This is a genomic window from Mycobacterium sp. 3-98, assembly GCF_035918355.1.
Taxonomy (GTDB): Bacteria; Actinomycetota; Actinomycetes; order Mycobacteriales; family Mycobacteriaceae; genus Mycobacterium; species Mycobacterium intracellulare.
Genome location: NZ_CP142360.1, coordinates 1,326,099 through 1,339,005 on the forward strand (window position 1 = coordinate 1,326,099; position 12,907 = coordinate 1,339,005).

Annotated in this window: 14 protein-coding genes; 7 read left to right on the forward strand and 7 right to left on the reverse strand. The window is 71.1% G+C overall.

Annotation, left to right across the window (positions count from 1 at the left end):
• The first annotated feature begins 29 nt into the window (after positions 1-29).
• Genes rpsE through rplO form a run of 3 tightly spaced genes read left to right on the forward strand, consistent with a single transcriptional unit; the run spans position 30 to position 1,332 of the window.
• Complete coding sequence (rpsE, locus tag QGN30_RS06495; RefSeq protein ID WP_008260606.1) at positions 30-710, forward strand: 30S ribosomal protein S5; 681 nt, start codon at positions 30-32, stop codon at positions 708-710.
• Positions 707-892 carry a 50S ribosomal protein L30 gene (gene rpmD, locus QGN30_RS06500; protein WP_009951873.1) on the forward strand — a complete coding sequence of 62 codons (186 nt, stop codon included), beginning with the start codon at positions 707-709 and terminating at the stop codon, positions 890-892. The genes rpsE and rpmD overlap by 4 nt, the downstream gene beginning before the upstream one ends.
• Entirely contained in the window at positions 889-1,332 is a 444-nt protein-coding gene (gene rplO / locus QGN30_RS06505; RefSeq protein ID WP_008260595.1) for a 50S ribosomal protein L15, read from the forward strand. Before rpmD ends, rplO begins: the two co-directional genes overlap by 4 nt.
• On the opposite strand, the gene QGN30_RS06510 is transcribed toward rplO, so the two are convergent.
• Entirely contained in the window at positions 1,329-2,255 is a 927-nt protein-coding gene (locus QGN30_RS06510; protein ID WP_014383291.1) for an LLM class flavin-dependent oxidoreductase, read from the reverse strand. The genes rplO and QGN30_RS06510 overlap by 4 nt on opposite strands.
• A gap of 38 nt (positions 2,256-2,293) precedes the next feature.
• On the opposite strand from QGN30_RS06510, the gene sppA reads away from it, so the two are divergent.
• On the forward strand, positions 2,294-4,081 hold the full coding sequence (gene sppA / locus QGN30_RS06515; protein WP_009951876.1) for a signal peptide peptidase SppA: 1,788 nt from the start codon (positions 2,294-2,296) through the stop codon (positions 4,079-4,081).
• Positions 4,082-4,088: 7 nt separating this feature from the next.
• On the opposite strand, the gene QGN30_RS06520 is transcribed toward sppA, so the two are convergent.
• Genes QGN30_RS06520 through QGN30_RS06530 form a run of 3 tightly spaced genes read right to left on the reverse strand, consistent with a single transcriptional unit; the run spans position 4,089 to position 6,859 of the window.
• Positions 4,089-5,003 carry a class I SAM-dependent methyltransferase gene (locus tag QGN30_RS06520; RefSeq protein WP_009951877.1) on the reverse strand — a complete coding sequence of 305 codons (915 nt, stop codon included), beginning with the start codon at positions 5,001-5,003 and terminating at the stop codon, positions 4,089-4,091.
• Between the two features lie 10 nt (positions 5,004-5,013).
• A complete protein-coding gene (locus tag QGN30_RS06525) occupies positions 5,014-5,922 on the reverse strand; it encodes a class I SAM-dependent methyltransferase (protein WP_029383862.1) in 909 nt (302 codons plus the stop codon).
• Positions 5,915-6,859, reverse strand: coding sequence for a class I SAM-dependent methyltransferase (locus tag QGN30_RS06530; protein WP_014385798.1), 945 nt, complete (start codon positions 6,857-6,859; stop codon positions 5,915-5,917). The genes QGN30_RS06525 and QGN30_RS06530 overlap by 8 nt, the downstream gene beginning before the upstream one ends.
• Before the next feature lie 97 nt (positions 6,860-6,956).
• Here QGN30_RS06530 and QGN30_RS06535 point away from each other — a divergent pair, with 97 nt between their 5' ends.
• Positions 6,957-7,721 (forward strand): SDR family NAD(P)-dependent oxidoreductase, encoded by a 765-nt coding sequence (locus QGN30_RS06535; protein WP_042913368.1) that lies wholly within the window; start codon positions 6,957-6,959, stop codon positions 7,719-7,721.
• Complete coding sequence (locus tag QGN30_RS06540) at positions 7,718-8,950, forward strand: zinc-dependent alcohol dehydrogenase (RefSeq protein WP_014381106.1); 1,233 nt, start codon at positions 7,718-7,720, stop codon at positions 8,948-8,950. The genes QGN30_RS06535 and QGN30_RS06540 overlap by 4 nt, the downstream gene beginning before the upstream one ends.
• A 9-nt stretch (positions 8,951-8,959) precedes the next feature.
• Here QGN30_RS06540 and QGN30_RS06545 read toward each other — a convergent pair whose 3' ends face one another.
• From QGN30_RS06545 to QGN30_RS06555, 3 genes are read right to left on the reverse strand one after another with little or no spacing between them, the layout of a single operon-like run.
• Positions 8,960-9,877: an MBL fold metallo-hydrolase gene (locus QGN30_RS06545; protein ID WP_014381105.1), complete on the reverse strand. Its 918-nt coding sequence runs from the start codon at positions 9,875-9,877 to the stop codon at positions 8,960-8,962.
• On the reverse strand, positions 9,877-10,530 hold the full coding sequence (locus tag QGN30_RS06550) for an L-fuculose-phosphate aldolase (protein ID WP_064893707.1): 654 nt from the start codon (positions 10,528-10,530) through the stop codon (positions 9,877-9,879). The genes QGN30_RS06545 and QGN30_RS06550 overlap by 1 nt, the downstream gene beginning before the upstream one ends.
• Entirely contained in the window at positions 10,527-11,507 is a 981-nt protein-coding gene (locus QGN30_RS06555; RefSeq protein WP_041785209.1) for an NAD(P)-dependent oxidoreductase, read from the reverse strand. The genes QGN30_RS06550 and QGN30_RS06555 overlap by 4 nt, the downstream gene beginning before the upstream one ends.
• A 30-nt stretch (positions 11,508-11,537) precedes the next feature.
• On the opposite strand from QGN30_RS06555, the gene QGN30_RS06560 reads away from it, so the two are divergent.
• Positions 11,538-12,899: a xylulokinase gene (locus tag QGN30_RS06560; protein ID WP_014381102.1), complete on the forward strand. Its 1,362-nt coding sequence runs from the start codon at positions 11,538-11,540 to the stop codon at positions 12,897-12,899.
• Positions 12,900-12,907: the final 8 nt, after the last annotated feature.

Sequence of the window (12,907 nt, forward strand, 5' to 3'; positions counted from 1 at the left end):
AACGTGTACACGACTGGAAGGACCGCATAATGGCGGAGCAGCCCGCCGGCGGACAAGGCGCCGGCGACAGCCGTGACTCGCGCGGTGACCGCGACAGCCGCGGTCGGCGCGGCGACGGCGGTCGTGGCCGCGACCGCGACGGCGACAAGAGCAACTACCTGGAGCGGGTCGTCGCCATCAACCGCGTCTCCAAGGTGGTCAAGGGTGGTCGGCGATTCAGCTTCACCGCGCTGGTGATCGTCGGTGACGGCAACGGCATGGTCGGCGTCGGCTACGGCAAGGCCAAGGAAGTTCCCGCCGCCATCGCCAAGGGCGTCGAGGAGGCCCGCAAGGGCTTCTTCCGGGTGCCGCTGATCCGCGGGACCATTACGCACCCGGTGCAGGGTGAGGCGGCCGCCGGCGTGGTGCTGCTGCGCCCGGCCAGCCCGGGTACCGGTGTGATCGCCGGCGGCGCCGCCCGGGCGGTGCTGGAATGCGCTGGCGTGCACGACATCCTGGCCAAGTCGCTGGGCAGTGACAACGCCATCAACGTTGTGCACGCGACCGTCGCCGCGCTCAAGCTGCTGCAGCGCCCCGAGGAGGTTGCCGCCCGCCGCGGACTGCCCATCGAGGACGTTGCGCCGGCCGGAATGCTCAAGGCGCGACGGGAAAGCGACGCGCTGGCCAGTGCGGCGGCACGTGAGGCGCAGATTTCGGGGACCCAACCATGAGCAGTCAACTGAAGATCACCCAGGTGCGCAGCACCATCGGGGCCCGCTGGAAGCAGCGTGAGTCCCTGCGCACCCTCGGCCTGCGACGGATCCGCCACTCGGTGATCCGCGAGGACAACCCGCAGACCCGCGGCCTGATCGCGGTGGTCAGCCACCTGGTCGAGGTAGAGGAGGCCAAGTGACTATCAAGCTGCACGACCTGAAACCCGCCCGCGGCTCGAAGACCGCCCGCACCCGCGTCGGTCGCGGTGAAGGCTCCAAGGGCAAGACCGCCGGCCGCGGTACCAAGGGCACCAAGGCGCGCAAGAACGTGCCGGCCACCTTCGAGGGTGGTCAGATGCCGATCCACATGCGGCTGCCCAAGCTCAAGGGGTTCCGCAACCGGTTCCGCACCGAGTACGAGATCGTCAACGTCGGCGACCTCAATCGGCTTTTCCCGCAAGGCGGTTCGATCGGCGTGGACGAGCTGGTGGCCAAGGGCGCCGTTCGCAAGAACTCGCTGATCAAGGTCCTCGGCGACGGCAAGTTGACCGTCAAGGTCGAGGTGACCGCGCACAAGTTCAGCGGCAGCGCACGCGAGAAGATCACCGCCGCCGGCGGCTCGGCCACCGAGCTGTCCTAACTCAGCTGCGGAATCACTTCCGCGGCAAGGCGTTCCATCTGCTCGCGGTTCTCGCTCGCGTCGATGCCGACGGGATTCAGTAACAGCATCTGCGCCCCGGCGTCGATGACCTCGCGCAGCCCGCGGGCCACGTCGTCGGGGGTGCCGGAGACCGGCACGTCCTGCACGCCGGGCATCCGCCCGTAGATGCGATCCAGCCCGGCGAGCACGCGTTCCCGCGCCCTGGCGGCGTCGTCGTCGACCGTCAGGTAGACCCGCTTGGCGATGGTGAACCCGGCGGGGTCCTTGTGTTGCGCGTCGAGCTCGCGGCGCACGACGGCGACGGCCCCGGCGAACGACTCGGTGGTCGACGAGCCGGCGCCCAGGAACGAATCGCCGTGCCGCACGGCGCGGGCCAGGGCCTTCGGGGCGAGGCCCCCGAACCAGATCGGCGGGTGCGGTCGCTGCACCGGCTTGGGCGCGACGGGCAGGTCGTCGACCTCGCGGAAGCGGCCGTGGAACGTCACCCGGGGGTCGTCGGACCAGGCGGCCTTCATCAGCTCCAGGCCCTCGGTGAAATACGAGATGAAGGCGTCCTTGTCCACGCCGAAGGCGGCGAATTTCCGCCGCCCGCCACCGGGGGCGACACCCACGTCGAGGCGGCCGTGGCTGAGCCGGTCGACGGCGGTGATCGCCGAGGCCAGCTGCAGCGGTTCGTGCAGCGACGTCACCAGCACGCCGACGCCCAGGCGCAGCCGCTCGGTGCAGGCGGCGCAATAGGCCAGCAGCTCCATCGGGGCCAGCAGCGGCGCGGGTCCGACGATCTGTTCGAGCACCCAGCCACCCTCGAACCCGAGCTCCTCGGCGCGGGTGAGAAAGGATCGCAGCCCCGCCGCGTCGAACGTCTCGTAGTCGAACTGCGGGATGGCGATGGAAAACCTCACCGGACCACCGTACGGTGGCCGGTCGGTAGTCTGCAGGCATGTTCGCTTTCCTGCCCTCGATACCCGGTTTGTCAAAAGGCGCGGACGAGGTGCGCGCGCTGGCCGACCGCGTCGACACCGCACGTCATCACGGCGTGCCCAACGGCTGCGTGCTCGAATTGGATCTGCGGTCCATGCCGCCGGAGACGTCGGGGTTCGACCCGCTGGCGATGATCACCGGTGGGAGCCGTCCGGTGTCGCTGCGCGACACGGTGTCCGCCATCTACCGGGCGGCCGAGGATCCGCGGGTCGCCGGGCTGATCGCCCGCGTGCAACTGACGGCGTCGCCGTCGGCCGCGGTGCAGGAGCTGCGCGAGGCCATCGTCGCGTTCACCGCCGCCAAGCCGTCACTGGCCTGGGCCGAGACCTACCCGGGCACGTTGTCGTACTACCTGGCCTCGGCCTTCGGCGAGGTCTGGATGCAGCCGGCGGGAAGCGTCGGGCTGATCGGCTTCGCCAGCAACGCCACCTTTTTACGCGACGCGTTCGACAAGGCCGGCATCGAAGCCGAAGTCGTCGCGCGCGGCGAATACAAGTCGGCGGCAAACCGTTTCACCGAGCACGGCTTCACCGAGGCCCACCGCGAGGCCGTCACCCGGATGCTCGAGAGCATCCGGGAGCAGGTGTGGGAAGCGGTGGGGACATCACGCAAGCTCGACGCCGCCGCCCTGGACGCCCTGGCCGATCGCGCCCCGCTGTTGCGCGAGGAGGCCGTGTCCTCGGGCCTGGTCGACCGTATCGGATTCCGGGACGAAGCCTATGACCGCATCGCGGAACTGGTTGGCGTGAAAGATGTTTCGGAGGAGAATGCGCCGCCACGGCTGTATCTGTCGCGCTATGCCGGCGCGGCACGGTCGCGGCTGATTCCGCCGGCGCCGTCGGTGCCCGGTCGCCGGCCCAAGCCGACGGTGGCCGTCATCAACGTCGACGGCACGATCGTCGACGGGCGCGGTGGACCCCAGTTTCTGCCGTTCGGCACCTCCACGGTCGGCAGCGACACCATAGCGCCGGCGCTGCGGGAGGCCGCCGCCGACGATTCGGTGTCGGCGATCGTGGTGCGCGTCAACAGCCCCGGCGGCTCGGTCACCGCGTCGGAAACCCTGTGGCGCGAGGTGAAAAAGGCCCGCAAACGGGGCAAGCCGGTGGTGGCGTCGATGGGGTCGGTCGCCGCCTCCGGCGGTTACTACATCGCCGTGGCGGCCGACGCGGTCGTCGCCAGCCCCGCGACGATCACCGGTTCGATCGGCGTGCTCACCGGCAAGCTGGTGATCCGTGATCTGCTCGGGCGGCTGGGCGTCGGCTCGGACACCGTGCGCACCAACGCCAACGCCGACGCCTGGGCGATCGACACGCCGTTCACGCCGGAGCAGCGCGCCCACCGGGAGGCCGAGGCCGACCTGCTGTACGCCGACTTCGTGGCGCGGGTGGCCGACGGGCGCAACCTGACCAAAGACGCCGTCGACCGGGTCGCGCGGGGCCGGGTCTGGACCGGCGCCGACGCGCTGGAGCGGGGCCTGGTCGACGAGCTGGGCGGGTTCCGAACCGCTCTGCGGCGCGCGAAAATCCTTGCCGGACTGGACGAGGACGCCGACGTGCGCATCGTCACCTACCCGGGCGGTTCGCTGCTGGACATGCTTCGGCCCCGGGCGTCCTCGCAGCCGGCAGCCGCGTCGCTGCCCGACGCGCTGGGGGCGCTGCTGGGCCGCACCATCGGCGGCATCGTGGACAACGTCGAACGGTCCGTCAGCGGCGCCAGCGCGCTGTGGGCGGGGCCCTGGCGGCTCTAGGGTTTAGCTAGCCGCCGAGCCTGCCGCTGATGAAGACGATCTCACCGAGCGGGTCGTCGTCCTCCGGGGCGCGCACGTCGAACCCGCCGCGCTCGAAAAGCTCGGTGCGGGTCACGCCCTCGGCGTGCCACCCGGTGCTCGACAGGTAGTCCACGACATGGTTGCGGTCGCCGGTGTAGACCAGCGACGCCATGTCGATGTCCACGCCGTGGTCCCGGAACGAACCGGACATCTCCCGCACCTTCTCGGCGTCGAAATCCACGATGCCGGGCACGAATTCGGTGGCGATGGTGCTGCCGGGCGCGCTGAGCGCGGTGATGTTGTCGAACAGCCGGTCCTGGGCGTCCGGCGGCAGGTAGATCAGCAGGCCCTCGGCCAGCCACGCCGTCGGTGCGGTCGTATCGAACCCGGCGTCCTTCAGCGCGGTCGGCCAGTCCGCCCGCAGGTCGATGCCGACGGTGCGCCGATCGGCGGTCGGCTCGGCGCCGATGCCGGCCAGCGTGCTGGTTTTGAACTCGATCACCTGGGGCTGGTCGATCTCGTAGACGACCGTGCCGTCCGGCCACGGCAACCGGTAGGCGCGCGCGTCCAGCCCGGAGGCCAGGATCACCACCTGACGCACGCCGGCGCCGACGGCGTCCATGAAATAGTCGTCGAAGTACCTGGTGCGCACCGTCATTCCGTCGATCATCGCCTGAACGCGCACCGACGAGGCGTTCTCGATCGCATCGATGTCGAGCTCGCCGTCCATCATCTTGGTGAAGAATTCCACCCCGACCGCCCGCACCAGCGGCTCGGCGAACGGATCGTTGATCAGACCCCGCGGATCCTTCGTCGCCATCGCCCGCCCCGCCGCGACCATCGTCGCGGTGGCGCCGACGCTGGACGCCAGATCCCAGTTGTCGTCGTGAGTGCGTGGCATGGGAAAAACCTTACTCGAGCGTCGCGGCGACGTAGCTCAGCTCACCGAAGGTGGCCGCCATCTCGTCCTCGGGAAACTCAAACCCGTTGCGGGCGTATAGTTCCCGGGCGGGATGCGCGCTCACCTGCCAGCCATGGCCGTTCAGGTAGTCGACGACGACGTTGCGCTCGCCCCGGTAGAACAGGTCGGCCGCATTCAGGTCGAAGCCGAAGCGCTGCCACCGCTCGGAGATGCGGCGCAGGCGCTCGTCGGAGAACGCGTCGGGGTCGGGCACGTGTTCGGTCGCCACCCGGCTGCCCGGCGCGGACAGCGCGGTGATGTTGTCGAACAGCCGGTCCTGCGCCTCGGGCGGCAGGTAGGGCAGCAGCCCCTCGGCGCTCCAGGCGGTCGGCTGGGTGACGTCAAAACCACCGTCGCGCAAGGCCGCCGGCCAGTCGTCGCGCAGGTCGATGCTGATCGTGCGGCGCTGCGCGGTGGGGGCGGCGCCGAGGCCGGCCAGCGTGTCGGTCTTGAAGGCGATGACGTCGGGCTGGTCGATCTCGTAGACCACGGTTCCCGCCGGCCACCGCAGGCGGTAGGCCCGGGTGTCCAGGCCGGAGGCCAGGATGACCGCCTGCTTGATGCCCGCGTTCGTCGCGTCCAGGAAGAAGTCGTCGAAAAACCTGGTGCGCACCGTGATCTGCTCGGCCCGCGCCCGGCGGTTGAACAGCGGGTCGTCCTCGAAGTCGATCTCGCCGTCGATGATCCGGATGAAGGGATCCAGGCCGACGGCGCGGACCAGCGGGTCGGCCAGCGGATCGTCGAGCAGCGCGTCGGGACCCTTCGACGCGACCGCGCGGGACGCGGCGACCATGGTCGCCGTCGCCCCCACGCTGTGTGCCGGCCCCCAGCTGTCGCCCTCGGCGCGCCCCTCACTCATAGGTGCCGCTCGTGTAGAGCATCTCGCCCATCCGCATGTCGTCGTCGCCGAGCGGGTCAAGCCCGTTGGCGGCGAACAGATCCCGGATGCTGGCGCTGTTCAGGCGCCACCCGTGAGCGGCCAGGTAGGGGGCGGCCTCGTTGCGGTCGCCGAAGTAGACCAGCCCCGCCATGTCGAGATCGAAGCCGTGCGCGCGCCAGCGCTCGGAGATCGCCTGCATGCGCTCCTTGAGCTTCTCGTCGTCGCCGGGTGCGGGGTTGGGCGCGCTCTCGGTGGCCAGCCGGCTGCCCGGCGCGCTGAGCTCGGTGATGGTGTCCAGCAGGCGATCCTGTGCCTCCGGCGGCAGGTAGCCGAGCAGGCCCTCGGCGCTCCACGCCGTCGGCTGGGCGGGATCGAATCCGGCGTCCTTGAGCGCTGTGGGCCAGTCGTCGCGCAGGTCGACGGCCACCACGCGCCGCTCGGCGGTGGGGGCGGCGCCCAGCTCGGCCAGCGAGCGGGTCTTGAATTCGATGACCTGCGGCTGGTCCACCTCGTAGACCACCGTCCCGGCCGGCCACGCCAACCGGTAGGCCCGCGCGTCCAGCCCGGAGGCCAGGATCACCGCCTGCTTGATGCCCGCGTTCGTGGCGTCCATGAAGAATTCGTCGAAGAACTTGGTGCGCACGGCCATGTTGTCGGCCATCCGCGACATTGCCCCGGCGGAGCTGGCGGCGCCGTCGTGGACGTCGTTCAGCTCGGCCGGGTCGAGCTCGCCGCTGGCCAGCCGGGAGAGCAGGTCGACTCCGACCGCCTTGACCAGCGGCTCGGCGAACGGGTCGTTGATCAGCGGGCTCTCGGCGCGGGTGGCCATCGCCCGGGCCGCCGCGACCATGGTGGCGGTCACGCCGACGCTGGAGGCGAGGTCCCAGGTGTCGCCCTCGTACCTGGTGGAAGTCATGGTGGTGCCCCTATCGGAGGTAGTCAATCTAATATTTAGCCGATATAACAAGCTTCCCCCACTGTACGCTTCCCGCGATTCGCGGCAACCTTTACTGATGGCGTACGAGCGGGTGCTGATCACGGGCGCTTCGTCGGGTCTGGGCGCGGCCCTGGCCCGGCGTCTGGCCGGCGGTGGCGCAGTGGTCGGGCTGGTCGCGCGCCGCCGGGATCGGCTGGCCGAGGTCCTGGCCGACTGCCGGCGTACCGCCCCGGGATCGGCGATGTGGGTCGCCGACCTGGCCGACACCTCCGCGCTGCGTGACCTGGCGGCGACCGCCTGGGACACGCTCGGGGGCATCGACGTGCTGATCAACAACGCGGCCACCCCGAAGCGGCGCCCGGTCACCGCGCTGGATCCCGACGAGGTCGAAGAGGTCATGCGGGTCAACTTCTTCGCCCCGATGCGGCTGACGCTGGCCCTGTTGCCGCGGATGCGCGAGCGGGGATCGGGCATGATCGTCAACGTGTCCAGTGTCGGCGGCCGGCTCGGGATAATCCACGAAAGCGCCTACTGTGCAAGCAAATTCGCGCTGTGTGGCTGGAGCGAGGCGATGGCCGTGGACCTGCACGGCACACCGATCGCGGTGAAGCTGATCGAGCCCGGCCCGGTGGACACGGAGATCTGGGATCACCCGGGCAGCGAGGAACCCCTCTACCGGGGTCCCAAGGTTTCCGCCGACGAGGTGGCCGACGGCATCCTCGCCGCCCTGGGCACCGAGGGCTTCGAGCATTACGTGCCGGACATGAAACCGGTCGTCGACGCCAAGAACGCCGACCTCGACGCGTTCATCGCCGGGGCGGCGGGGCTGGCGGCGCCATGAGGGCGCTGGTCTACGGCGTGCCACCGGAGCCCTTCGAGGTGCCCGAGCGCGCCAACGCGCTCACCCAGAACCTGGCCCGCACCCCGACCGCGCTGCGCGAGGTGCCGGATCCGCAACTGCCGCAGGAGGACTGGGTGCTCACCCGGCCGCGGCTGACCGGCATCTGCGGGTCGGATTCCAAGCAGATCCTGATGGACTTCGGCGAAGGCGACGCCGACAACGCCATGTCCGCGTTCTGTTCGTTCCCGCAAGTCCTGGGCCACGAGGTGGTGGCCGACGTGGTGGCGCTGGGCCCCAGGGCGCGCGGCCTGCAGGTGGGGCAGCGGGTGGTGCTCAACCCGTGGCTGTCCTGCGGGCCGCGGGGCATCGCGCCGCCCTGCCCGGCGTGTCAGGCCGGCGACTACAGCCTGTGCTGGAGCTTCACCGACGGCGCCCTGAGCCCCGGCATCCACACCGGCGTCTCGGCCGACGTGACGGGCGGCTACGCCGAATTGATGCCCGCCCACGACAGCATGCTGTTCGCGGTTCCGGACTCGATCCCCGACGAGGCGGCCGTGTTCGCCGACCCGTTCTCGGTGTCCCTGCACGCGGTCACCCGCCACCCTCCGCCCGATACGGGCCCGGTGCTGGTGTACGGGGCCGGCTCGCTGGGTTTGTGCGCGGTCGCGATCCTGCGGGCGCTGTATCCCGACGTGGCCGTGGCCGTGATAGCCCGTTTCGGTGCCCAGGCCGAGCTGGCCCGCCGGTTCGGCGCCGCGAAAGTCCTTGCCCACGAGCCGCGTTCGGACCTCATCGAGGAGCTCGTGGCGTGGGGCGGTGGCCGGCTGCGCCGGCCGCTGCTGGGCCTGCCGATGGCCCACCCCGGCGCGGTCGACGTCGTCTACGACACGATCGGAAAGCCCGAGACCTTCGAGGTGGGCGTCCGGGTCCTGCGCTCGCGGGGCACCCTGGTGAAGGCCGGCGTGCACGCGCCCGGCCGCTGGGAGGACAGCCCGCTCTACTTCAAAGAGGTTTCCCTGGTGGGCTCCAACGCCTTCGGCGTCGAGGAGGTCGACGGGCAGCGCAAGCACGCCATCGCCCACTACCTCGACCTGGCCGGCGCCGGACGCGTCGACCTGCGTCCCATGCTCACCCATACCTTCGGGTTGGCGCGGTGGCGCGACGCTTTCTGGGCGCTCGCCGATCAGGGCGAGAGCGGCGCGGTCAAGGTGGCGATCGATCAGCGGTGACCTCGCACGTCACAGGGCTGGAATGTCCAGCCACTCACCGACTTCGAATTCGTCGCCGAGCGCGCGGATCGTCGCGCCGCCGCGGCCGGGGTAGTGCGCGGGTATCACCGTCGCTGTCGCCTGCGCGGCCTCGGTGAAGATGCGGCGGCGGGTCACTGCGGCCGCGGCGGCGTCGATGTCGAAGGCGCACGCGTCGCCGGGGCGACGCACCTGCAACGGGCTGTGGGTGAGATCACCGACGAAGACCGCGGGTTGGCCCGCGTCCAGCCAGAGCACCGAGGAGCCAGGCGTGTGCCCGGGGGCGGGCCGCAGCCGCAGCGAATCGCTGACCGCGTAGTCGTCCGACCACCGGATCAGTTGCCCCGCAGCGTCGATGGGTAACACGCTGTCCGCGAACACCAGCTGGTCGCCGCGCTGCTGGGCAGCTTCGGCTTCGGTGCGCGGCGACCGCCGCGCGGCGGGCCCGTCGGGTTCGAAGTGGCGATAGTCGGCGGCGGGCAGCAGGTACCGGGCGTTGGGGAACGTCGGCACCCAGGTGCCGTTGTCCAGCATGGTGTTCCAGCCGACGTGGTCGGAGTGCATGTGGGTGTTGACCACCACGTCGACGGCGTCGCGCTCGACGCCCGCCGAACGCAGCGCGGCCAAGAACGCCGTGTTCAGGTGGTCCAAGGGCGGCATGTGCGGGCGCAGCCGATCGTTGCCGACGCCGGTGTCGACGATGACCGTCAGGCCGTCGACCTGAATGACCCAGCTCTGGATCGCGATGTGCCACTGATCGGTGTCGGGATCGAAGAAGTCGGGCACCAGCAGGTCGGCATTGTCGTGCCACCCCGACGGCGGGGTATGGGGAAAAGACTTGGCGCCCAACGAGAATCGCAGTTCGACTACCCGCGCCAGGGTGGCGCGGCCGAGCCGGAACCGCCGCATCAGGCGTTGGCCCGCAGATAACCGTAGACCGCGGCGAAGTTTTTGTTGACGTCCTCGGGGATCGGCACCGGCCCCCCGAGAGCGCGTGCGCCCCAAACGATTTGGGCGGTGCGCTCCACCAGCGCGGTGACATGTAAAACCTTGTCGGGCCGCGGTCCCACCGCCACCAGGCCGTGGTTGGCGATCAGGGCGGCGGCGCGGCCCTCGAGCGCGGCGACCGCGTTGGTACCCACGTCGGCGGCCCCGGACGCGGCGTAATCGGTGCACCGGACGTCCCCGCCGCAATACACCGCGAACTCGTCGATGCACGCCGGGATCGGTTGGTGGGCGATGGCGAACATGGTCGCCCACACCGGATGACTGTGAATGACGCTGCCGATGTCGTCGAACGCGGCAAAGCAGGCCAGGTGCAACTGCATCTCCGAGGACGGCGACCGGCCATCGGCCGCCTGCAGCACCGAGCCGCCCGGATCGACCAGCACGAGGTCGTCGAGCTGCATGTCGCGGTAGTCGACGGAAGACGGGGTGATGACGATGTTGCCGTCGGCGCGGCGCGCCGAGATGTTGCCGGCGGTGCCCTCCACCAGGCCCCGGCGCAGCATGTCCTTGGCCGCGTCCAGCACCGCGGTCTCCGCGTTCTCGACGAATTTCATGGGCCTAGTACCTCCGGGTTGACGAGATGGGCGGGCGCGTCACCCTTCAGCAGCGCCTCGAGGTCGTCGGCCACCATCTGCGCCTGCCGGGCCTCGGTGTTCCAGGTCGCGCCGCCGATGTGCGGGGTCAGCACGACGTTTGCCATCCCCACGAGCGGATGGTCGGCCGGCAGCCATTCGCCGGCGAAGTGATCCAGGCCGGCGGCGGCCACCTTGCCCGCGACCAGGGCGTCGACGAGCGCGTCGGTGTCGTGCAGCTGGGCGCGGGCGGTATTGAGGAAGACCACGCCGTCGCGCATGGCCGCGAACTGCCCGGCGCCGATCATGCCGGCCGTGTCATCGGTGACCGGCGCGTGCAGCGACACGATGTCGGCCTCGGCCAGCAGCTCGTCGAGGCTGTGGCGCGCGTCGGGGTTGTACGGGTCGTGCGCGATGACCCGCAGGCCCAACCCGGACAGCCGCCACTGGGTGGCGCGGCCGACGGCGCCCAGGCCCACCAGCCCGGCGGTGCGCCCCGCGATCTCGCCGCCGCGGAAACGCTGATAGGGGATGCTGCCGTCGCGAAAGATGTTGCCGCTGCGCACATCCGCGTCCGCGGGCAGCACGTGGCGGGTGGCGGCCAGCAGCAGCGCCACCGTCATCTCGGCGACGGCGTCGGCGTTGCGGGCCGGGGTGTTCAGCACCGGGATGCCGGCCGCGGTGGCCCCGGCGATGTCGACGTTGTTGGGGTCGCCGCGGGTGGAGGCGATCGCGCGCAACCCCTGGGCGAACACCGGGCCGCGCACCGAATCGCTTTCCACCACCACGATTTCGGCGCCCTCGCTCGCGATCCGTTCGGCCAGCTGCTCGGCGCTGTAGATGCGCAGCGGGGTCTGCTCGATCCAGGGGTCATAGATCACGTCGGCCAGTTCCCGCAGCTTGGCGAAGCCCGGGCCCCGCATCGGGGCCGTGACCAAGGCGCGCGGTTTGGACGTCACGAATGCCAATGCTGGCGTACGGTGACGCCCGTGTCACGCATAGACGTCACAATCGGCATCGACGTCGGCAGCACCGCGGTCAAGGCGATAGCCGCCGACGCCGACGGCAACGTGGCGGCGCGGGTGCGCATCCCCCACGCGCTGCGGGTCCCGGCGGCCGACCGCCTCGAGCACGACGCCGACGAGGCGTGGCGGCGGGGGCCGTCGGCGGCCCTGGCCGAACTGGCCGACCGGACCGATGTCGCGGCGGTGGCCGTCTCGGCGATGGTGCCGTCGATGACCGCCGTCGACGCGACGGGCACGCCGATCACGCCGGGGCTGCTGTACGGCGACGGCCGGGGCCGCACCCCCGGCGGGGACGCGCAGCCCCTGCCCGCGCTCGGCGAGGCGGCGGAGTTCCTGCGGTGGACGGCCGCGCAGGAGCCCGACGCCGCCGGCTACTGGCCCGCGCCGGCGGTGGCCAACCACGCGCTGGCCGGCGACGCCGTGATCGACATCGCCACCGCCGCCACGGCGTTCCCCCTGTTCGACGGGACCGGCTGGGACCCCGCCGCGTGTGCCGAGCGCGGCGCCCGCATCGAGCAGATGCCGCGGGTGGAAAGCATGGGGGCCGTCGTCGGGGAGGTGCGGGGCAGCGGCGCCGCGCTGGCCACCGGCGCGATCGACGCGCTGTGCGAACAGATCGTGGCCGGCGCCGACCGCGACGGCGACGTGCTGGTGATGTGCGGCACCACGCTGATCGTGTGGACGACCATTTCCGAGCCCCGGCAGATGCCAGGGCTGTGGACCATTCCCCACACCACGCCCGGCAAGAGTCAGATCGGCGGGGCGAGCAACGCCGGCGGGCTGTTCCTCGGCTGGGTGGATCGCGTTGTGGCGCAAGCGGATCCGACGGCCGTCGAACCCGGCCGCGTACCGGTGTGGTCGCCCTACCTGCGCGGCGAGCGCAGCCCGTTCCACGACCCGGACCGCCGCGGCCTGCTCGAGGCGCTGGATCTGACCCACGACGCCGCCGCGCTGCGGCGGGCCGCCTACGAGGCGTCGGGCTTCGTGGTGCGCCAGCTCATCGAACTGTCCGCCGCGCCGGTGTCGCGCATCGTGGCCACCGGCGGCGGCACCCGGGTCGGGCCGTGGCTGCAGGCCATCGCCGACGCCACCGGGCGCCCCGTCGAGGTGTCCGCGGTGGCGGAGGGGGCCGCGCTGGGGGCCGCCTTCCTCGCCCGCATGGCCGCCGGCCTGGAGACGACGATCGCCGACGCCGCCCGGTGGGTGCGCACCGAGCGCGTCGTCGAGCCCGATCCCGTATGGGCGGCGGCGGTCGAGGACCGCTACCACCGCTTCCTACAGATGGCAGAGCGCCGATGTGGCGCGGTGGCACCACCGCCGTTCTAGGCTGGTGC